The following is a 21,043-nucleotide window of genomic DNA, read 5'->3' on the forward strand; positions in this document are numbered from 1 at the left end:
TCGTTAGGACATCCGGTTGCCGCTCGAAACAACACTTAAAAGCAGGCACAACCAGCATGAAATAAGGAAAGGAAGCAGGACAAGACCCAAACACCACGCGGCCGCGCGGCAGGGAACTCCTGCGAAACAAATGTCAGGCCCACATGGGGGCACCCACACTCCCTGCAAAAGGGGAGTCGCTGACCCGTTACGGAAGTAACTTGACGTGAACGTTACGGCACTGCCGAGCCGGCCTTCAACAATGTTGCAGGGGGCTACGCAACATTTCGTCGCGCCCGTCATGAGTACACTCACGAGACTCTCATAAACGGTTGCCATACTGATGAAATGCCACGTTCACTTACCGGCTCGGGGGTACGGACCCGCGCCCGGCAGTTGCTCACCCATGAAAGGGTGCTCCTGGCGATCAAGACCGCCCTCGCCGCGGGCATCGCATGGTGGATCGCGCTGCGGATGCCCGGAGTCGCCGCCCAATACCCGTACTACGCCCCGCTCGGCGCGGTGGCCTGCATGTACCCAACGGTGGCCGGCTCGGCCCGTCAGGGATTCGAGACCCTGATCGGCCTGGCGATGGGGTTTGCACTGGCGTTCCCAATCATCCTCATCGGTGACGTCTCCGTAGTGTCCGTAGCCATCGTCGTCGGCGTCGGGGTACTTGCGGCCGGACTGCCAAGACTTGGTGCGGGCCGTGACTGGATCCCGATCGCCTCGCTGTTCGTCCTGTTGGTAGGCGGCGAGGACCCCCAGGAGTACTCCTTCAGCTATCTCATTCAGATGCTGGTCGGTGTGAGCGTCGGCCTTCTCGTCAACATGCTGGTGTTCCCGCCCCTGCACCTCGACGGCGCCGTCCGCGGTCTCCAGAACTTTCGTGCGCTGCTGGCCCAGCAGCTCTCCGACATGGCCGAAGCAATCAACGAGTCCTGGCCGCCCGAACACGAGGAATGGGCGGAACGCGAGAGCAAACTGTCCCGGCTCGGCCAAGAGGTCCGGTCCGCCGTCCAGCTCGCGGACAACAGCAGGCGTGGGAATCCACGACGGCGGCGCCACAAGCGCGACCTCGCTGCGGACTATCACTGGCTGCAGGCCATGGAGCGAATCGCCTTTTACGTTCAGGACATGACCGAGGTGCTGGCCGGCGTCATCTGGCACACCCCGGAGTCCACTCCCCTGCCCCCTGCCCTGGTACAGCCCCTCGGCGATGCGATCGCCCGCACCGCCGCAGCCATCGAAGAGTGGGATCCGGAAAGCTCCACCATGACAGAGGCTGAGGAGGCCGTTGAACACCTCCTCCAGCAGATAAACATGCAGGCAGCGGAAGGGCGTGTCCAGGCAACGGCGGCGCTCGGTATGGATCTGCGACGGATCCTGCTGACGGTGCGTTCTGAATCCGGACCCACCTACGATGGCACCGCCGACAGTCCCGAGGACCGGTTGGTTTAGGCTTCGTCCTCCGGGTCAATCCGGACGGCGCTTTCGACGATTCCCATGTCGCTCAACTGCTCGGACATGCCTGCACCGTCCCTCGCGTAGATCCACGGGATGCCGGGTGTGGAACCGGAGGGATTGGCCTTGGACCTACCGCCGGCCAGTACTGCCTCGCTCGCGGAGAGCTGCCGGATGGCAATCGCCCGGACGTTTCCCGGATGGTTCCGTGCGAACTCCGCATAGATTGCCTCGTCATGCTGGCCGTCGTCGCCGATCAGCAGCCACTTCACGGAGGGGAATTCTTCGGCAAGCCGCTCCAGCGAGGAACGCTTGTGCTCCCGGCCGCTGCGGAACCAGCGGTCGCGGGTTGGACCCCAGTCGGTGAGCAGCTTGGGCCCGGCGGGGTAGAGATTCCTCGACAGGAAGCGGGTCAGCGCAGGCGCCACATTCCAGGCGCCGGTGGACAGGTACAGCACCGGCGCTGAAGGATGCTTCCGGACAATTCTCTCCATGAGAACCGACATGCCGGGAGTGGGCGTGCGCGCATGCTCGTCCAGGACGAATGTGTTCCAGGCCGCGAGGAAGGGCCGTGGCAGTGCTGTCACCATCACGGTGTCGTCGATGTCGGACACAACTCCGAAGGTTACGGTGTCCTCGACGACCCTAACGGGAGCATCCGCCACCACGGAGTCCCCGGACTTGATCCGGATGGTATGCCAACCGGGCTCCAGCGAAGCTTCGACACGAACGTCGATCACGCCGCCCCGGTCCGCATGCACGACGGCGCTTGTTCCGTCGAACTCCAAAGTCACCTCGGCGTAGCGCACCGGCGCACTGACGAAGTTACGCCAGCCACGAAGCCCTTCCTTGAGGGGCTTCATCATCTCCTTGCCTTCGAGCGGCTTGAGGTCCCGCGGGTTGGACAGAACCACCCGTCCCAGGATCCGGACCCACTTGGTGGTTCCGTAGCCGGTGTAAGGAATGATTGTCTCGACACGGCCGCGCTGGTGTGCGATGCGTGTCTGCGCTGCGTGCCACGTGTCGCCGATCTTCAGGCCGAGATGTGTTCGCTCCCGGATCTCATCCTGGTGTGGCGGCAGCGGCGGAGGCGCGGACTGTACGTTCTCGGACGGAGCCGTGTCAGCTGGAGGTGCACTGAGTGCTTCGGCTGGTGCTCCGTCAGATGGTGCCTGCTCGGAAGGTGCCTGGTCGGTTGCCATGCCTTTAGTCTTGCATGATCGAACCGCGTTGCCACAGGTCAGTGGGATGCCGGCGCGCGATCATAGCTAACGCAAAAGGCCTAGGCCGTGGCTTCGGCGTGCTGCTCGGCAGGTTTCCACACGGTCACCGTCTTGTGGCCGGGATGGAGGAAGGTGTGGTTCCGGGAGGTGACTGTTTCTGCGGTCTTGGTCTCGACGATCCAGGTTCTCCGGCACTGGCGGCACCGCATCTGTCCACTCATGATTCCCCACATTTCGATTGTCTTCAGGTTGCCGAGACCAGTCTGAACCTGTCTACTCAAAGCTTCAAGGGTTTTCGTCGATCAAATGGATTTATTTCTGAAGGTGACATCGCCGCTTCGTTTCGTACCGGCGTCGTCGTTTCCGGGCTCCGCCCGTGAAAAGATCGGAGGGTGGCCGAACGACTGATGCTTCTGGATACTCCGTCCCTGTACTTCCGTGCCTTCTACGGGCTGCCCGACAGCCTCAAAGCACCCAGTGGGATGCCGGTCAACGCCGTCCGCGGGTTGCTGGACATGATCGCCCGCCTGGCGACAGACTACGAGCCAACGCACCTCGTGGCGTGTTGGGACGATGACTGGCGGCCCGCGTGGCGGGTAGACCTCATCCCCAGCTACAAGGAACATCGGGTGGCCAGGAAGGTTCAGGGAGGCCCGGATGTAGAGGAGACGCCAGAGGGCCTGGTTGCTCAACTCCCCCTTATCCGCGAGGTCCTTACCGCGCTCAACCTGCCGATCATTGGAGCGGCGGATCACGAGGCGGATGACGTCATCGGCAGCCTTGCCAGTCAGGCCACCTCGCCAGTGGATATCGTGACCGGTGATCGGGATCTGTTCCAGCTGGTCGACGACGGCACGGCCGTTCGCGTTCTCTACACCGCCAGGGGAATGAGCAAGCTAGAAGCGGTGACCGATGTGACGGTGGTAGGCAAGTACGGTGTACTTCCCGGCCAGTACTCCGACTTTGCCGCGCTGAGGGGTGACACCTCCGACGGACTCCCCGGGGTCTCCGGCATCGGTGACAAGACAGCGGCCAGCCTGCTCAGGGAATTCATTGATCTTGACGGGATCATCGAGGCAAGCAAGGATCCGTCCAGCGCCATGTCTGCGTCGGTACGCCAGAAACTGACAGCTGCTGCCGATTATCTGGCTGTCGCCCCTACGGTCGTGGGCGTGGTCCTGGACCTGGACCTCGGTACTTTCGACTCACGGATCCAGCCGCTTGATGCCGGGCAGGAGGAGACACTGAAGAAACTGGCCACCGAATGGAACCTCGGTGGCGCGGCGGACCGTGTGCTCAAGGCGTATGCCGCCCGGGGTTAGCCCGATCTCCGTTCCCTGAGCGCACGGCCCATGCGCTGGATGGCTTCGGTAAGGATCTCGGGATGGGTGGCGTAGTTGATCCGCGCGTGGCCCGCTCCCCCATGTCCGAACACATGCCCCGAACTCAGGGCGACGCGGGCGTGATCGAGGAAAAACCGTGCCGGTCCGGCAACCTCGGGAACGACGTCGGGATCACCGCTTGATGAGGGCTCGTCCAGGTTCAGCGCACGGAAGTCGAGCCACGCCAGATATGTCCCTTCCGGGCGTCGCAGCGATATCTCGGGGAGATGCTCGGCGACCAACCGGTGGAGAAGATTGCGATTGTCATCAAGTCCGGCCAGCAGGGCGTCAAGCCAGGAACCTCCCTCCCGGAAGGCAGCCGCGTGTGCTAGGACGCCGAGGTGGCTTGGACCGTGACTGACTTCTTCCGGAAGCCGGGCGAGGTCGGATGCCGCTGCCCGTCCGGCGACAAGGAGCGCCGCTTTCAGACCTGCAAGGTTCCAGGCCTTTGAGGCGGAAGTCAGCACAAAGGCGTCATCGCTTCCCTCAACGCTGAGGTAGGGCGTGAAGCGGGCGCCGGAGAGCACGAGCGGCCCGTGGATCTCATCCGAGATGACCCGTACGCCGTAACGGCGGGCAAGGACCGAGAGCTCTTCGAGCTCCTGCCGGGTGTGGACCACACCGGTGGGATTGTGCGGGTTGCTCAGCAGGAACACGGGGCGCTCCGACCGGGCCCGTGCCTGCTGGAACGCGCGATCGAGGCCGTCCAGGTCCAGGCGGTCATCGCCGCCAAGCGGCGCTTGGAAGATGGTCCGGTCGGCATGGGTGACGAAAGCGAAGAACGGTGCGTAGACGGGAGGAGTAATCACAACCACGTCTCCCGGGTTCGTGATCAGCCGCAGCGTCTCAACAATGCCCATCATGACGTCGGGGACGAGGGCCGTCCGGTGGAGTCCGACGTCGTCCCAGCCCCAACGGTCGGCCGCAAAGCCGCGGAACGCCTCTGCGTAGTCATCCCCCGCCGGGTAGCCGGTGTCACCACGGTCTATCGCCTGCTGCAACGTGGCATGGATGGGTGGTGCCAGTGGAACGTCCATCTCAGCGACCCACAGTGGGAGAACATCGGCCGGGTATTGTCGCCACTTGATGCTCGTCCGTTGTTGCAGCTGTTCCAGGGTGAGTTCGGTGAGCGGGTTCATGAGGTCAATCTAAACAAAAATGCCCCGCCGTGAGGCGAGGCACTTGATATTGAGATTTTGGTGGAGCTGAGTGGACTCGAACCCCGCTGTGAAAAGCATCATGACATCTGCGGAGTTAGGCGTCGGGCCGGCTGCTCGTTGTCGCACCACGAACCCCCGCCATCTCTTCCATCATCGACTCGGTGTGACGCATAACGAGCGATGCAGCCACCAGCGCGGCGGAGAACGCCACGAACGCGGCGATTAGGAATTGGTGAATGATCGTTACCATGACGGCCAGGATCGTACCGTCGACAAGCGTCGTGGTGCCGAAGTTCCCAACGATTTGCCGGCTGAAGACGACTAGGAGCACCGCTATCATCCCAAGTGCGATTCCAACCCGCATTGTCTTCCTGGACATGCTCGACGCTTCCATGTGATCCCCCGCCTTATCCAACCACCGCATACTGGCCGTCGAGTTCCTCGGCCAGATGCTCCAGGTCCCAGGTTGTCGGTTCACCATTAGCGACGTCGGTGACGTCGACCACCAACCAGTTACGACCGCGGACGAGGTGCACTTCGCCCTGGTGCGAGTCGGCCCAGATGTCGAAGCTCTGCTGTAGCGACTCCTCGTCCGAGTAGAGGTCCACCTGGACGTTTTCGGAGCACAGTCTTTGCTCAGAGGTCAGAGGGACGCCATCTCCCATGGGAACGATTGGATCGCCCGCTGGGTTGTCCTCACACTCGAGCACCGCGTCAACGGCGTTGTACGCCTCGTCAATAGAGTCGAAGGCTGGCCGGCTTCCGGCTTCCTGCTGCATCCAGCGACTGACTGCGCTGGCGCCATCTCCCCGGGCAGGCAGCAAAGTGGTGTTCGTCATTGCAGTCCCCCATCTACAACATCGCGTCCTATCACTCTGCACGCCTCGACGCCGTTATGTCACCCCTCGAAGCACTTTGAGAAGGCCTGGTTGTGCAACTGTTACCCAAGCTCAGGGTTTCTGGGCGAAAAAAATCCGCTGAAACCGGGCTGCTTCCCTTTGTTCCAGCGGATTATTTGGTGGAGCTGAGGGGACTCGAACCCCTGACCCCCTGCATGCCATGCAGGTGCGCTACCAGCTGCGCCACAGCCCCAAACTCGCTTGCCCCGCCCTGACCGGCCGAAGCAACTTGTCCAGTTTAGACAATTTTCCGGCCCCCGCAAAATCGGCGCGGTTAGGCCGCTTCAGCCCTCCAACGGGGTGGACGGCATGGACGCCAAACCGACGTTGTGCTCGGTTAATTGCCATCTCAGCGGCACCGGCGACGAGGACGGATTCAGCTCTTCGAGCACCGACCAGTGACAGTTCGCCACGCCCGCCAGTGACCCCCACAGCTCCGGCGGAATGCCCATCAGAGCGGCAACCCCGGCTCGAATGGCTCCACCATGGCTGACCACCACGAGGGTCTGGCCCGGCCGCAGTTCGGCAACCGCGTCAAGCGTTCCAGCTTTCATTCGCTCCCCCACCTGAAGCCGGCTCTCTCCCCCGCCGGCGGTGACGCGAGGATCGCCCTCATGCCAGGCCTGCTGGTCTTCCGGGAACCTGCGGCCGATCTCGGCGAAGGCAAGACCCTGCCAGCGGCCGGCGTAGGTCTCCCGGAACCGCGCGTCAGTGCCGGGGGTGACCCCGGTGGCTACGCACAGCGCGGCAGCGGTTTCCCGCGCCCGCTCAAGGTCCGACGAGACAATGAGCGACGGCCACAGGTGCTTCAACTCGTAAGCAGCCTGCGTGGCCTGTTGCCTTCCGAGATCGTCGAGGGCAATGTCTTCCTGGCCCTGGAACAGGCCGCGCGCATTCCACTCGGTCCGCCCGTGCCGCCAGAATACGATCCTGCGGCCCTCCGGCGCGGAGTCACCCGCCGCGCTGTCGACGGCGCGTGGACTCACTCGGCGTCGGCAGGCGCTGTGTCGGCAGCTGCCGCGTCAGCAGACCCATTGCCGGGGGCCGCAGGGTTTGCGCCGTCCTCCAACTGGAGATCCACCTTGGGGCAGTCGCCCCACAACCGCTCCAGGGCGTAGAAGACGCGGTCCTCCTGGTGCTGGACGTGGATGACCACCTCTGCGTAGTCAAGCAGCACCCAACGGCCTTCGCTCCGGCCCTCGCGCCGAACGGGCTTCAGATCCTGCTTGGAGAGTTCTTCCTCAATGCCGTCGACAATCGCGTTGACTTGCCTTTCGCTGGGGGCCGAGGCCACGAGGAAGACATCAGTGATCGCGAGGCGTTCACTGACATCCATGGCCACGATGTCCTGTGCAATCTTGTCCGTTGCCGCACGTGCTGCGGTGCGGGCAATCGCAATGGACGATTCCGATGCGCTCACTAATCTCCTAGGGTGTGGTCAGCGGCTAAACGCCGCTGACAATCATCATGATTCCGGTAATGAGCGCGAGTGCGCCCAAACCAACTACCGAATACTGCACTATCCGCGTGCGCTGAACGCGAGCCAGGCCCGCGGTCATGGCGTCAAGGGGATCCAGTCCGTGGGCGCTGCGCGCACGGATGGGGGTAACGCCGTCGGACGCCGCCCGCTGGAGCGCCACTGCAGGCGCCGATGGACCCTGCGAAGGGCTGCTCGAGGCGGGCGGCGTCTTGGTCACGACAGGAATATGGGAGGTTGACGGCGCCGCAGCGTCCGGGCTCTCCTCCAGGGGGCGAATGAACTCCACCGGTGAGACGATCGAAAGGTTGTGCGCCGTCGTCGGGTCATTGAGTAGCGGCTTGCGCTGACGGTTTTCCTGCGTGAGCTGCTGAATCTTCTGCGCACGTGTATTGAGCACGGCTGCCCGCTCGGCAAGCGCCTTCTGCTGGGCAAGGATATCCAGGTCCACCGAGAAGGGGTCTTCCTTGGCGGCTGCTTCCATCACCGCGACCTGATTCTTCGCCTGGTTGATGATTGCTTCACGGGCTGCCAGCGCCTGCTCCACCGTCATCTCGCCTCGATGGGCAGTCTCTGCCTGGCCGTCATGGTCGGGTGTCACTGCACCTTCGTTCTGCAGCGCCTTTTCCCGGGCGGCCTGCTGCTGAAGACGAAGCTGCCGCCGAGTTGGAACGCTGGAGGGCAGCTCAGCCGGCTGGTCCGCCAGCGCACGATAGTTGCGGAGCATCTCCCGGTCGCGGGCACGGACCTGCGACACACGTTCCGTTGAAGCAGCCGACGACGGCGCGTCCAACGGTGCATCGGCCGCCCGCCGGCTGCGCCGCTCGCGGGTCGGCGCAGGCTCAAGGCTGGCGACCGCCGGTTTGGTGAGTCTCGCAAGCGGTTGGTGTCCGGACCCTATGGAAGCCTCGGACCCTTCAAGGGACGGCATTTGATGATCCGCGCCAGAAGTCGCGCGCGCGTGCCGGAGTGACCTCCGGCTCTGTGCGGACTCGTGACCGTTACTCATTACTTCTTCACCCAGTGGTTGTCATGTTGTTGTGGACACTTCAGGTTGGACCGGCGTTCCCGTGTTGGGCCTGCCCTTCCGGTAGAGCCCATGCTTGGCGATGTACTGCACAACCCCATCCGGAACGAGATACCAGACCGGTTCATCATCGGACACCCGCCGCCGGCAGTCCGTCGAGGAGATCGCCATCGCCGGCACCTCCATCAGGCTGACGTCCTTGCGCTGGGTACTCAGTTCATGCCCCGGCCTCGTGACCCCGACAAAATGTGCAAGCGACCACAGCTCATCAACGTTCTTCCATGACAGGATCTGCGCCATGGCGTCCGCGCCGGTGATGAAGAACAGCTCCGCCTCCGGACGGGTTGCGTGCAAGTCGCGGAGGGTGTCGATCGTGTAAGTCGGGCCCGGACGGTCGATATCCACCCTGCTCACCGTGAACCGCGGATTCGATGCCGTGGCCACCACGGTCATGAGGTAGCGGTGCTCAGCCGGGCTGACTTCCTTGACGTTCTTCTGCCACGGCTGGCCGGTAGGGACAAACACCACTTCGTCCAGATCGAACGCCGCGGCTACCTCACTGGCCGCAACGAGGTGACCGTGGTGGATCGGATCGAAAGTTCCACCCATCACCCCCAGACGCCAGCGGGCTGAACCGCCGGAGCTCAAAGCGCTCAGGTGAATCCCCTGCTCGGTAATGGACTTGGGAGGAGCGCTCAAGGAGATCAGAGCCGGGAAGCTTCGCCGTGATCGTGCTTGTTCGGGTGCTGACGATGCGGATCCGCGTGCTCCGGAACCGCCTCATGGCGGTGCCCCAAACTGGTGAACGCGATGGTGGCGAACATCAGCACCAGCAGTGCTCCCATGATGAGGGCACCGTACGCAATGGCAGGCATAGGGAGCTCAGCGTGGTGTTCAGCAGCTTCGCCTGCAACCACTGCAACGTTGAGGATCTGGGTCAGCATTCTTCTCCCCTTGGGAACGAGGTGTCCGCACGCCGGCCGGGCACGGATCGAGGCGTAATTCAGTACAGTTTCCGTACTATCCTACGCGCTAACGGCATACCGCTCGAACTGCGCGTCAGGCGCAGCGCGCCCGAGCCGCCCGTCAGCGACTTACCGCCGAATTTGCCCGTCGCCCTGGATGATCCACTTCGTGGTGGTGAGTTCGCGCAGACCCATCGGGCCGCGCGCGTGCATCTTCTGCGTGGAGATACCCACCTCCGCACCCAGGCCCAGTTCGCCGCCGTCCGTGAAGCGGGTGGAGGCGTTCACAATGACCGCGGCTGAATCCACACCGGCGATGAACTGTTCGGATCGTGCCAAATTATTGGTGATGATTGCTTCAGTGTGACCGGTGCTCCAGGTCCTGATGTGTTCCAGGGCTTCGTCCACCGTGTCCACCATGGCCACCGCAATATCCAGGTCCATGTACTCACGTGCCCAGTCGTCGTCGTTCGCCGGCTCCGCCGTGACGCCCTCCGGAAGGATGGCCTGGACCCGGCTGTCCGCGTGGATCCGGACGCCGGCCCGGGACAGTGCTTCCAGGACGGCGGGGGCTGCCTTGGCCTCTCTGTGGACAAGAAGGGTTTCAACCGTGTTGCACACGCTGGGCCGCTGGGTCTTCGCATTGAGCAGGATGTCAACAGCCATCTCCTCGTCCGCGCTCTCGTCGAGGTAGATATGGACGTTGCCCTCGCCGGTCTCGATGACGGGCACCGCGGCATTCTTGACGACGGTCTGGATGAGGTCGTGGCCGCCGCGGGGAATGAGGACATCCACCCGGCCGCGGGCCTTCATCAGGACGTTGGCTCCCTCGCGGCCGAACTCGTCGACGGTCTGTACGGCGTCGGCCGGCAAACCAGTGCGGTCGAGGGAGTCGCGGATGATGCCAAGCAGCGCGGCATTGGTATGCGCGGCTGCGCTTCCCCCGCGGAGGATGACGGCGTTGCCGCTCTTGAGCGCGAGGCCGGCGATGTCCACCGTGACGTTGGGACGCGCCTCATAGATGGCCGCGACCACGCCGAGGGGGACGTGCACTTGCCGGAGGCGGACGCCGTTGGGCAGCGTCTGGCCCCGTTCTACCGTTCCCACCGGATCGGGCAGCCCCGCAAGGTTCTCGAGCGCTTCAGCCAGCCCGGCGATGCGCTCTTCGCTCAGGCTGAGCCGGTCCAGCAGCGCCTTGGACGTGCCGTTGGCGCGCCCGGCCTCGAGGTCCTGCTGGTTGGCACGCAGGATCACGGCCTGTTTGGCAACCAGTGCCTCGCCGATCGCCACGAGCGCCTTGTCTTTATGGGAGCGATTGGCCCGGGCAATGATCCGGGAGGCGGTGCGGGCACGGTCCGCGATGGCGTGCACAGCCTGCTCGACGTTCACCGGTGTGGCCGGCTGCTCGCCGTCTGCAGGGTCGGTGGTGGTCTGGTGGGCAGTCTGCTGTGTAGTCACGTCAGTCATCCCTCCAGTCTAACGAGGGCGTCCACACAACCCCAGCCGGGGTCAGTCAGAGGTGACGGCGTTCAGGACCACCAGGTCATTGACGTGAACCACCGAGCGCTCGTATTCGCGGCCGAGCTCCCTTGAGAGCTCGCCGGTGGACCTGCCCAGCATCCGGGGCAGTTCGAATGAGCTGTAGTTCACGAGCCCCCGGGCGATCACCGTGCCTGCGCGGTCCACCATCTCGACCGGGTCGCCGGCCTCGAACTCGCCGCCGACTGACACGATCCCTGCCGGCAGGAGCGAACGCCGCCGCTGCCCCACAGCCTTCGCCGCGCCGTCGTCGAGAGTCAGCGTGCCCTGAATGCGGGCCAGATGAGCCAGCCACAGCAGACGGATCGGCTGGCGGCGGCCGTTCGTGGTGAACCAGGTGCCGACGTCCTCACCCGCGAGGGCGCGTCGCGCGTTCTCCGTAGAAGTGACCAGAGCGGGAATGCCGGAGGAAGCAGCGATGGTCGCGGCTTCAACTTTCGTAACCATGCCGCCGGTTCCGACGCCGGCCTTCCCCGTCCGGCCGATGCTCACGCCCTCAAGGTCCTCGGGTCCGCGGACTTCCGGGATGCGCTTTGCTCCCGCCTTGGGCGGACCGTCGTACAGGGAGTCGACGTCGGAGAGCAGGACGAGCGCGTCGGCCTTCACCAGGTGCGCCACCAGGGCGGCGAGGCGGTCATTGTCGCCGAAGCGGATTTCGGAGCTGGCTACCGTGTCGTTCTCGTTGACAATCGGGACCACACCGAAGTTCAGCAGCCGTTCCATTGCACGGTGGGCATTTGCGTAGTGGCTTCGCCGCATCAGGTCATCGAGGGTTAGCAGAACCTGGCTGACCGTGACGCCGTGAGCACCGAACGCGTGGGTGTAGCGGGCCATAAGCAGCCCCTGTCCCACGCTGGCAGCTGCCTGCTGGGACGAGAGCTGGTTGGGCCGCCGCGCAAGGCCCAGCGGAGCCAGGCCGGCTGCGATCGCGCCGGAAGAAACGAGGATGACCTCGGTGCCTTCGTTGTGGCGGGCAGCCAGCACATCGGATAGAGCGAATAGCGCTTCGTCGGAGAGTCCTCCGGAGAGTGACGTGAGAGAGGACGAACCTACCTTGACAACAATTCTCTTGGCTTTCGCCAGTCCGGAACGGGTCTTGAGTGGGCGCTTTACGGTCATCTATTCCTTCTGTCGGTTTCTATTGTCTAAGGTCAGGCGGTGTGTCAGGCTCCGTCGTCAGGGTCGCCATCAGCGCCGCCGTCACTACCCGCGGGCTTGGGGCCGGAGTTCTTGTAGTTGACAGACTCAGTCCAGATGCCGGCCTTCCTCTCCGCCTCGAGCTCAGCGCGCGCGGCAGCCCGGGCGTCCTTACGGGTCTGGTGATCCTCACGCTTCTGGTCACGTGTGGGACGCACAAACTCCGCGAGACGGATGTCGGTGCCGCGGGGTGATGCCAAAAGTTCAGCACCCCCCATCATGGTGGGCTCCCAGTCAAAGACGACGCCGTCGCCTTCGCCGATCACCACGGTGTCGCCGGGCTTGGCACCGCTCTTAAAGAGCTGTTCCTCAACACCCAACTTAGCGAGCCGATCGGCAAGGTAGCCAACGGCCTCGTCATTTGTGAAGTCGGTCTGCTTGACCCAGCGCTCAGGCTTCTCTCCCAGGACACGGAAGAGCGGTTCGAGGTTCTTTTCCTCTCGCCGGATCACGAATCCCTTTTCGTTGACTGCACGGGGGCGGAGGACCGCGGGCGTGACAACCGGCGGCGCGGACTCGAGCTTCACACGGGCATCGCGCACAATCTCGGCCATGGCGAATCCGAGCTGCCGGAGCCCTTCATGGCTCGCAGCGGACACCTCGAACACCCGGTACCCGCGGGATTCGAGTTCAGGGCGCACAAACTCGGCCATGTCGCGACCGTCAGGCACGTCGACCTTGTTCAGAGCCACGAGGCGGGGACGCTGGTTGAGGGGCACAACCTCGCCGCCGGGACCGGCGTAACTCATATCGACGGCGTAGCGATCAAGTTCACTTTCGATGATCTCGAGATCCCGCAGGGGGTCCCTGTCAGTCTCAAGCGCGGCGCAGTCCAGCACGTGCACGAGGGCGGCGCAACGCTCGACGTGGCGGAGGAAGTCGTGTCCCAGACCCCTGCCTTCGCTTGCTCCCTCGATGAGTCCGGGAACATCGGCGATGGTGAAGCGGACGTCGCCGGCCTCCACGACGCCCAGGTTCGGGCGAAGGGTAGTGAAGGGGTAATCCGCGATCTTCGGCCGGGCAGCGGACATGGCAGCGATCAGGCTGGACTTGCCCGCCGACGGGAATCCGACAAGTGCGATGTCAGCGATCGACTTCAGTTCCAGGACGACGTCACGGGCATCACCCGGAATGCCCAGGAGTGCAAAACCGGGGGCCTTGCGCTTCTGCGACGACAGCGACGAGTTGCCCAGGCCGCCCTGTCCCCCGGCTGCGGCGACGAACTCGGTCCCCTCGCCGACCAGGTCAGCGAGCACCTCGCCGTCACGCGTCTTGACGACCGTGCCGTCCGGAACGGGAAGGATAAGCGTTTCGCCCTTACGGCCCTCACGCCAGTCGCCCATACCGTTTCCACCGTTGGTGGCGTGCCGGTGCGGGGCGTGGTGATAGTCCAGGAGGGTGGTTGTCTGCGGGTCGACGCGCAGGATGACGGCTCCGCCGTCACCGCCGTTTCCGCCGTCGGGCCCGCCCAGCGGCTTGAATTTTTCCCGCTTGACCGAGACGCACCCGTGTCCGCCGGTGCCGCCCGAGACGTGCAGAACTACCCGGTCAACGAAGCTTGCCACGGTGTACTCCTCTTGAGAATCTCACATCAATGCCGATTTTATCCGGCTTAAAAGAAAGTGGGGTGAGCCGGTCTGGCTCACCCCACCCTAGTGCTTTTGTATAACGCTGCTATGGTGTGCGGTTGCGAGTACTACTCGGCAGCCGCACCCACGATGTTCACAACACGACGCCCGCGGCGGGTGCCAAATTCAACGGCACCGGCTTCCAGCGCGAAAAGCGTGTCATCGCCGCCACGGCCAACGTTGGCGCCGGGGTGGAAGTGGGTTCCGCGCTGGCGGACGATGATTTCGCCTGCCTTGACGACCTGTCCGCCGAAGCGCTTCACGCCGAGGTACTGGGCGTTGGAGTCGCGACCGTTGCGAGTGGAACTCGCACCCTTCTTATGTGCCATCTGTTATGCCTGCCTTTTTCTGAAACAGAATCTATGGATCGAGTAACCGGTGAGGGCTACTTGATGCCCGTGATCTTGACCTTGGTGAGCTCTGAACGGTGACCCTGGCGCTTCTTGTATCCGGTCTTGTTCTTGAACTTCTGGATAACAATCTTCGGGCCCCGAAGATTCTCAACGATTTCGGCAGTGACAGTTACCTTTGCCAGGTCCTGTGCTGCTGAAGTCACCTTGTCGCCGTCTACCAGAAGGAGAGCAGGCAGCTGGAAGCTGCTGCCGGCCTCACCGGGGACGCGGTCAAGGGTAACGAGGTCTCCCACGGAAACCTTTTCTTGGCGGCCGCCTGCGCGGACAATCGCGTACACCACTTGGGAACTCACTTCTCTCGACGATCTAACTGTTTGCATACTGTTCCGGGACCATACGCTGTTGATAGCGCAGCCGGAGGGGTGCTTGTGCACTCACGGCACAGTCACGCCCCAAAATAGTCATACGAGGGCGCAGCACCGAAGATCAAGATTACGGCAATTTCGCGGATTCCCGCAAATCAAGGCGAGTCGGCGCGTCGAAGAACTCATGCTCGTACCAGGCCGAGGCTTCGAAAGCGTCGATCATCGCCGCTTTGTCTGCGGTCGATGCACGGGCGAAAGCGGCGTCTGCGAAGGCAATCGCACGCGCAGTGGCCTCAGCGAACGCGGGATCGGCGTACGTCCGAATCCATTCAGCGTAGGGGTGCTCCGTACTGGCTCCCGAGTCGCTCCACTGTGCGTGGAGGGCGGTGCCGACGTGCGCGTAGAGCCAGAAGCACGGCAGTACCGCCGCCACGAGGACCGCGTAGCCGGCGTTGGCGGAGGCTGCCAAAAGGTGGTCCACGTACGCTTTGGTCACCGGACCCTGCTTCGTCGGCAATTCCCGCCCGGAGAGCCACGTCCGATGGAGTTCGGACTCCACCTCAAGGCAGTTCAGCGCGGAGCCTGCCCAGAAGAGCTGTTCAGCTTCGGTGGGTGCAAGGGAGCTGGCCCTGGAGAGCACGCGGGAGTAATCCCTCAGGTAAAGAGCATCCTGTGCCAGGTAGTAGGCGAATTGATCGTCGGGCAGGGTCCCGTCCCCGAGAGCACTCACGAAGCCCAGCGTGTCGATTGCTGAACGATGGCGGGAAGTGAGCTCCCACACCTGCTCACTGAAGGGGCGCGTGTCCTGCGCGGTCCCCGGAGTGTTCGAAGTCCGGGCCGGCACGAACTCGTGGAAGTGGTGGATCGGCCCGTTGCCCTCCCCTACGTTGAGTTCATCCGCGCGTTCGAGCGCGCCCCGAAGCCATCTCTTCACGATGAGCAGTGACTGGTGCCAGTCCCGGGTTTGCACCTGGACTGTAGCCAGTGCCGCGGACAGCGAGCAGCCGGTGCCGTGCGTGTTCCGCGTGTTGATGCGGGTGCCGCCCACCACAGTGACGGTGCTGCCGTCGGCGGACGGGCCAACGAGCGCATCGGGGCACGCCGAGTCGCCAGACTCATCCCCCGCCCCGCTCTCGAGGTGACCTCCCTTGACCAGCACCGAGGTGCCTGCGGACGCTGCGAGGCGTTTACCCTGCTCCAGGGCAGCTTCCCAGCTCGCGGCAACCGGCTCGTTCAGCAGGACTGCGAGCTCGGGCAGGTTGGGAGTCACGAGGTCCGCCAGCGGCACCAGGGCGCGCAGCTCGTCTTCGGCATCCGGAGCCAGAAGCCGGTCCCCGCTCGTTGCCACCATGACCGGGTCGAGGACGACGACGGCGCCGGACGCCCGCGGCAGCCACCGGCGAACCGTCCGGATGGTCTCCACGTCACCGAGCATGCCGATCTTCACCGCGTCGATGGCAACATCGTCGCTGACAGCGGTCAGCTGCTCTTCCAGGAAGGCCGGCGGCGGGGTGTGCACGCTGCGCACTCCCCGGGTGTTCTGGGCGACGAGTGAGGTAACAACGGCCATGCCGTACCCGCCCTGCGCGCCAATGCTTTTCAGGTCCGCCTGAATGCCGGCGCCTCCGGTGGGGTCAGTACCGGCTATGCTCAGCACGCGCGGAATGATCCGCACCCGAGCTACCGCCGACAATGGTTCGTTGTGTTCTACAGGTTCCACGAGCGTGCGAATACTCATCCGCGACATCCCTCCGCTAGGCCAAAGGCCGCCTGTCCGGCGGCCATCTCTAGATCAGGTTCAACGCGTTTCATCTCAGCCCGGACCGGGCACCGCGTGTCACTACGTCCCAGCCTACCCTGCGGTGCGGGCGCGGGTCATGGAAGACCACAGGCATAACGAAACACGCCGCTCCCTGGTGGGGGGAACGGCGTGTTCTGCGCATTAGAGGAAGACCTAGAGCTCTGAGGCGGGGACTCCGACTCCGAGGATCATCGGCTCTTCCGACTGCTGTGTCTTCGGTGCAGGCTTCCCGGCCCGCGCAACGTACTGCGTTCCGGTTGACGGCGCGCTGGCCTCACCGGCGGCTCTTTCGATCGTGGCGTTCGCGGCCGAGCCCTGCGCGCTGCTGGCAGCACGGTGCCGCCGGGCACGACGCCCGGACGAGGGCGCCGCACCGTCCGCTGCGGCGACGTTCTGCTTCGCCGCGTCCGGACCGGAGGTAGCTTCCCTTACGGGATCGACGGGCACGCCGTCGACCTTCACAGGCTCCTCCGGGGCCGGAGCGGCGGGCTCAGTCTCATCGCCGGCCGGGAAGCGGTCGAAGGCCTCCGTCAGGCTTTCCAGAGTCAGCCGCGGCTCCGGTCGAATCGAAACGGGTGCGTTTTCCGCGCGCGGCAGGACCACCTGCTCGCCGTTAATCGTCAACACCGCGCCGGGCGCCAGCGCTTCACCCATCGGGTGGTTCTCGAGCTCGTGATCGTGCTCATGCGCGGCGTGGGTAGCGGCGGCAATATTCGCGAGGGCTGCCCGGGCAGCTTCAGCGCGGGCCTGGCGTTCAGCGTCGTCGGGCTTCTGTTCCGGCGCGGGAACGTGTTCCTCCACCGGCTGGCTCTTCGCCCGCCGCTTGCGCTCGCTGCGGGACATCTTCTCCTGCCGCAGGTGCTGCTGGTGGTTCTCCGGCGAAACGACGTGCCTGCGGTGCTCCACCGGCTCCTCGTGGGTGACGACGCCGCGACCGCCACAGTGCTCGCAATTCTCGCCGAACACCTCAAGCAAGCCGGTTCCCATGCGCTTACGCGTCATCTGGACAAGGCCGAGCGAGGTGACCTCGGCGACCTGGTGCTTGGTGCGGTCACGTCCCAGGCACTCCACGAGCCGCCGCAACACGAGGTCGCGGTTCGCTTCGAGCACCATGTCGATGAAGTCGATGACAATGATGCCGCCGATGTCCCGCAACCGAAGCTGCCGGACAACTTCCTCGGCTGCTTCGAGGTTGTTCTTGGTGACGGTTTCCTCAAGGTTGCCGCCGCTGCCGGTGAATTTGCCCGTGTTCACGTCTACCACGGTCATGGCTTCGGTCCGGTCGATCACCAGTGAGCCGCCCGAAGGCAGGAACACCTTGCGGTCCAACGCCTTGTGGATCTGTTCATCGATGCGCCGTGCAGCGAAGATGTCCTCGTCCTTGGTCCACTTCTCAAGCCTGCCCACGAGGTCGGGAGCAACGTACATGACGTACGCCTCGATGGTGTCCCATGCCTCCTCGCCGGAAACGATCAGCTTGGAGAAGTCCTCGTTGAAGACGTCCCTGACCACCTTGATGGTGAGGTCCGGCTCTCCGTAGAGGAGTTCCGGAGCGAGGGTCTTGGTCGACTTCGCCTTGCCCTCGATCGTTTCCCACTGCGAGCGAAGGCGGTTGATGTCGTGGGTCAGTTCCTCTTCGCTGGCACCCTCGGCCGCCGTGCGCACGATGACCCCGGCGTTCTCGGGCAGGCGGTCCTTGAGGATCCGCTTGAGCCGGTTGCGTTCGACGTCGGGAAGCTTCCGGGAGATGCCGGTCATCGAACCGCCCGGCACGTACACCAGGTAGCGCCCGGGCAGTGAGATCTGGCTGGTCAGGCGTGCGCCCTTGTGGCCCACCGGGTCCTTGGTGACCTGTACCAGCACCGAGTCGCCCGACTTCAGCGCAAGTTCGATGCGCCGCGGCTGGCCGTCCAGGCCTGCTGCGTCCCAATTGACCTCGCCGGCGTACAACACGGCATTGCGTCCGCGCCCGATATCGATGAACGCTGCCTCCATGCTGGGCAGGACGTTCTGCACCTTGCCGAGGTATACGTTGCCGATCAGCGAATCCTGCTGGGTCTTGGACACGAAGTGCTCAGCGAGGACACCGTCCTCCATGACGCCGATCTGGATCCTGTCGTCGCGCTGCCGGACCACCATCTGGCGGTCGACGGACTCGCGGCGGGCAAGGAACTCCGCTTCGGTGATGACATGACGACGCCTGCCCGAATCCCGTGACTCACGACGACGCTGCTTCTTGGCTTCGAGGCGCGTGGAGCCCTTCACGCTGGTGACGCGGTCCGACGGCGCTTCCTGGCTCTGCCGGGGCGCGCGGACCCGAGTGATGGTGTTTGGCGGATCATCGTCCGAGCCGCCGGTCAGTTCAAGGTCCTCTTCACCGCGGCGGCGACGGCGGCGACGGCGGGAGGTCACCGACTCGCTCTCCTCGTCGGATTCGGCGGGACCCTGCGTCCGCGGCTCGGACTCTGCGCCTTCGCCCTCAGCGGACCGGTTGCGGCTCCGGCTGCGCCGATTCCGACGACGCCCGCGTCCACCGTCGTCGTCACCTTCGGTTTCATCTTCCGGCTCGGCCTCGGGGGTGGTCTTGGGTGTAGTCCGCGGCACGACGGCTGTGAGGTCGGGGGCGTGGAAAAGCAGCGAAACCGGCGAGTCCGGAACCGCGAACGGGTCCAGTCCGCGCCGGTCATCCGCTTCGTCGCTAGTGGAAGCCTCTTCCTCAGCGGCCAGCGGGGAGCCGGCTGCGGCACTCCGGTCGCTGCCGGGAGCGTGCGAGCCACCCTCGACACCGGCTGCTGCACTGTCTGCCTCGCCACTGGTCATTTCGGCTGCATCGGGCGCCTGCTCGGGGCCGCGCGTTCCCCGACGGTTACGCGAACGTGTCGAGCGGGAACGTCGGGGCTCTTCTTCGGAGACGGTCTCGACAGGAGCATCGACGGACTCAGCGTCCGTTCCTGCGGACTCCGATACTGCGGACTCCGATACTGCCGGCTCGGTTGGCACCGGTTCGGTTGCTGCCAGCTCGCCAACGGCGTCCTGAGTCGTTGCGGCTTTGGTGCTCACACGACGGCGTCGGACAGGGCGTTCCGGTGCGGCTTCCCCGGCTGCGGTTTCGTCAGTAGCGGGAACCTCTGCAACCGGCTCTGCAACCGGCTCGGTGCTGTCTGCGGCGGGAGATTTGCGGGTGCGCCGGGCGCGTGCGGGCTTGCGCCCCGCCGGGGCATCATCCCCCACCGGCTGTCCGGCTTCAGCGGCGCCGGCATCTCCGGAAGGAACCGGCGCGGCTACCACGGCCGGGTCTGTTCCGACCGACGGAGGTTGGGTCGGCGACTCGGGCACAGTGGCCTCGGGCTGCGTTGCCCGACGATTGGTGCGGCGGCGCACTGGCTGCGGGGCGTTCTCGGCATCCCCAGGTTCGGGTGACGCTCCCGGGCTCTCGACTACAACGTCGTCGACCTTCTTGCGGCGCGTACGCGCCGCCTTGCGTGCAGGTGCTTCTTGCTCCACTGCATCCGTCAGGACCTCGGAGGTGTCTGATGCGTTTGTATCCATATTCGGCTGTGCTCCACCCTCGGGAACCCCGTCCACATTCCGGCGCCCCGAGGCGATTGGTCGGATGTCCACGGCGCTGATGCTCGCGTCACCCGGAAGTCGTTATTGTGCCGTCCGAGGTCGCGCCAACCATGGGGCGCGGCATCACTCGAAGACCAGTGGCGCTTTTCCTGCCGATCGCTGAAAACCAGCGCGGGTTCTACCCGGCGGATTCTGCGGGGTTCACCATGGAAGTGCCAAATCCGCAGGAGCGTCGCCGGAAGAACCGGAAGCCTGTCACTGGACCGGCGCCGGAATGTGGTTCCTGCGCCAGCCACGTTCATTGTCTCACATGCCCATCACCGCCCGCTGTACCGGCCGTTAGACTCGCTGGTGGGTGACCACAGGAGGGTACATGGACAAGGGTTCCCGGGCCGGCCGAACCGGCTCCGACAGCCTGAGGGAAAGCAGCGTGCCCGCCTTCGCCACAGATCGGGGTATGGCCTGGGTGATGGCGGTATGCGGCGTCGTCGGCTTCCTGGCCTCGGGCCAGCTGGTTCTCGAGCGACTTGCCCTGTACCAGGACCCCAGCTACGTGACCTCCTGCGATATCAGCCCGTTCGTCTCCTGCGGTGAGGTCTTCCGCACCTGGCAGGCAGCACTGTTCGGCTTCCCGAACCCGCTCATCGGCATCGTCGCTTTCCCGGTGATCCTGACGACGGCGATGGTCCTGTTCTCAGGCGCGCGTCCGGCCCGCTGGTACTGGCGCGGACTTCAGGCCGGAGTGAGCCTCGGTTTCGTGTTCGTTGCGTGGCTGTGGAGCCAGGCACTGTTCGCAATCCATATCCTCTGCCTGTACTGCATGGCAGTGTGGGCGGTCATGATCGTGCTTACCGTCCTGCTCACGGCGCGAAACGTCATCAAGGGAGATATTCCGGTTCCGGCGGGCGTCCGCCGCTTCCTTGCAGAATGGGCATGGCCGCTGACCGCGCTTCTCCTGGTGGGGGCCGCGGCGTCGGTGTTCTTCAGCTTCTCCCGGGCATTCCTCGGCTGAGA

General features: G+C 64.5%; 20 protein-coding genes, 1 tRNA gene and 1 riboswitch. Of the genes, 3 read left to right on the plus strand and 18 right to left on the minus strand.

Annotation, left to right across the window (positions count from 1 at the left end):
* Positions 1-327: 327 nt before the first annotated feature.
* Positions 328-1,440 carry an FUSC family protein gene (locus AC4D1W_RS14215; protein WP_490892338.1) on the plus strand — a complete coding sequence of 371 codons (1,113 nt, stop codon included), beginning with the start codon at positions 328-330 and terminating at the stop codon, positions 1,438-1,440.
* Here the strand turns inward: AC4D1W_RS14215 and AC4D1W_RS14220 are convergent.
* Complete coding sequence (locus AC4D1W_RS14220) at positions 1,437-2,645, minus strand: App1 family protein phosphatidate phosphatase (RefSeq protein WP_490899162.1); 1,209 nt, start codon at positions 2,643-2,645, stop codon at positions 1,437-1,439. The genes AC4D1W_RS14215 and AC4D1W_RS14220 overlap by 4 nt on opposite strands.
* An 80-nt stretch (positions 2,646-2,725) precedes the next feature.
* A complete protein-coding gene (locus tag AC4D1W_RS14225) occupies positions 2,726-2,947 on the minus strand; it encodes a hypothetical protein (RefSeq protein ID WP_490899163.1) in 222 nt (73 codons plus the stop codon).
* Positions 2,948-3,058: 111 nt separating this feature from the next.
* Between AC4D1W_RS14225 and AC4D1W_RS14230 the strand changes: the two genes are divergently transcribed.
* A complete protein-coding gene (locus AC4D1W_RS14230; protein ID WP_490892341.1) occupies positions 3,059-3,988 on the plus strand; it encodes a 5'-3' exonuclease in 930 nt (309 codons plus the stop codon).
* Here the strand turns inward: AC4D1W_RS14230 and AC4D1W_RS14235 are convergent.
* The 16 genes from AC4D1W_RS14235 to AC4D1W_RS14310 form a co-directional block, all read right to left on the minus strand.
* On the minus strand, positions 3,985-5,187 hold the full coding sequence (locus tag AC4D1W_RS14235; RefSeq protein WP_490899164.1) for a MalY/PatB family protein: 1,203 nt from the start codon (positions 5,185-5,187) through the stop codon (positions 3,985-3,987). The genes AC4D1W_RS14230 and AC4D1W_RS14235 overlap by 4 nt on opposite strands.
* Before the next feature lie 115 nt (positions 5,188-5,302).
* Positions 5,303-5,587, minus strand: coding sequence for a hypothetical protein (locus AC4D1W_RS14240; protein WP_490892343.1), 285 nt, complete (start codon positions 5,585-5,587; stop codon positions 5,303-5,305).
* 28 nt (positions 5,588-5,615) lie between these two features.
* Positions 5,616-6,047 carry a hypothetical protein gene (locus AC4D1W_RS14245; protein WP_490899165.1) on the minus strand — a complete coding sequence of 144 codons (432 nt, stop codon included), beginning with the start codon at positions 6,045-6,047 and terminating at the stop codon, positions 5,616-5,618.
* A 177-nt stretch (positions 6,048-6,224) separates the two neighbouring features.
* A tRNA-Ala gene (locus AC4D1W_RS14250) sits at positions 6,225-6,300 on the minus strand.
* A gap of 91 nt (positions 6,301-6,391) precedes the next feature.
* On the minus strand, positions 6,392-7,093 hold the full coding sequence (locus AC4D1W_RS14255; protein ID WP_490892345.1) for a histidine phosphatase family protein: 702 nt from the start codon (positions 7,091-7,093) through the stop codon (positions 6,392-6,394).
* Entirely contained in the window at positions 7,090-7,527 is a 438-nt protein-coding gene (gene rsfS / locus AC4D1W_RS14260; protein WP_490892346.1) for a ribosome silencing factor, read from the minus strand. The genes AC4D1W_RS14255 and rsfS overlap by 4 nt, the downstream gene beginning before the upstream one ends.
* Before the next feature lie 25 nt (positions 7,528-7,552).
* The gene (locus AC4D1W_RS14265) at positions 7,553-8,515 is read right to left on the minus strand and encodes a hypothetical protein (protein WP_490899166.1); all 963 of its coding nucleotides are present in this window, start codon (positions 8,513-8,515) and stop codon (positions 7,553-7,555) included.
* Positions 8,516-8,614: 99 nt separating this feature from the next.
* Entirely contained in the window at positions 8,615-9,259 is a 645-nt protein-coding gene (nadD, locus tag AC4D1W_RS14270) for a nicotinate-nucleotide adenylyltransferase (protein WP_490892479.1), read from the minus strand.
* 56 nt (positions 9,260-9,315) lie between these two features.
* On the minus strand, positions 9,316-9,555 hold the full coding sequence (locus AC4D1W_RS14275; RefSeq protein WP_490892348.1) for a hypothetical protein: 240 nt from the start codon (positions 9,553-9,555) through the stop codon (positions 9,316-9,318).
* Between the two features lie 150 nt (positions 9,556-9,705).
* Positions 9,706-11,043, minus strand: a complete 1,338-nt coding sequence (locus AC4D1W_RS14280; RefSeq protein WP_490899167.1) for a glutamate-5-semialdehyde dehydrogenase — start codon at positions 11,041-11,043, stop codon at positions 9,706-9,708.
* Positions 11,044-11,085: 42 nt separating this feature from the next.
* The gene (proB, locus tag AC4D1W_RS14285) at positions 11,086-12,234 is read right to left on the minus strand and encodes a glutamate 5-kinase (RefSeq protein ID WP_490892350.1); all 1,149 of its coding nucleotides are present in this window, start codon (positions 12,232-12,234) and stop codon (positions 11,086-11,088) included.
* 44 nt (positions 12,235-12,278) lie between these two features.
* Positions 12,279-13,877 carry a GTPase ObgE gene (gene obgE / locus AC4D1W_RS14290; RefSeq protein ID WP_490892351.1) on the minus strand — a complete coding sequence of 533 codons (1,599 nt, stop codon included), beginning with the start codon at positions 13,875-13,877 and terminating at the stop codon, positions 12,279-12,281.
* 131 nt (positions 13,878-14,008) lie between these two features.
* Positions 14,009-14,269, minus strand: coding sequence for a 50S ribosomal protein L27 (gene rpmA, locus AC4D1W_RS14295; RefSeq protein ID WP_026545518.1), 261 nt, complete (start codon positions 14,267-14,269; stop codon positions 14,009-14,011).
* Positions 14,270-14,325: 56 nt separating this feature from the next.
* The gene (rplU, locus tag AC4D1W_RS14300) at positions 14,326-14,634 is read right to left on the minus strand and encodes a 50S ribosomal protein L21 (protein WP_299165252.1); all 309 of its coding nucleotides are present in this window, start codon (positions 14,632-14,634) and stop codon (positions 14,326-14,328) included.
* A 151-nt stretch (positions 14,635-14,785) separates the two neighbouring features.
* The gene (locus tag AC4D1W_RS14305; protein WP_490892352.1) at positions 14,786-16,396 is read right to left on the minus strand and encodes a bifunctional hydroxymethylpyrimidine kinase/phosphomethylpyrimidine kinase; all 1,611 of its coding nucleotides are present in this window, start codon (positions 16,394-16,396) and stop codon (positions 14,786-14,788) included.
* Positions 16,388-16,503: riboswitch (TPP riboswitch) on the minus strand. Its footprint overlaps the gene before it by 9 nt.
* Positions 16,504-16,612: 109 nt before the next feature.
* Entirely contained in the window at positions 16,613-20,080 is a 3,468-nt protein-coding gene (locus tag AC4D1W_RS14310; protein WP_490899168.1) for an Rne/Rng family ribonuclease, read from the minus strand.
* Between the two features lie 322 nt (positions 20,081-20,402).
* Between AC4D1W_RS14310 and AC4D1W_RS14315 the strand changes: the two genes are divergently transcribed.
* Entirely contained in the window at positions 20,403-21,041 is a 639-nt protein-coding gene (locus AC4D1W_RS14315; RefSeq protein ID WP_490899169.1) for a vitamin K epoxide reductase family protein, read from the plus strand.
* Positions 21,042-21,043 lie beyond the last annotated feature (2 nt).

The sequence above is a fragment of the Arthrobacter sp. TJ-170 genome (genome assembly GCF_058269305.1).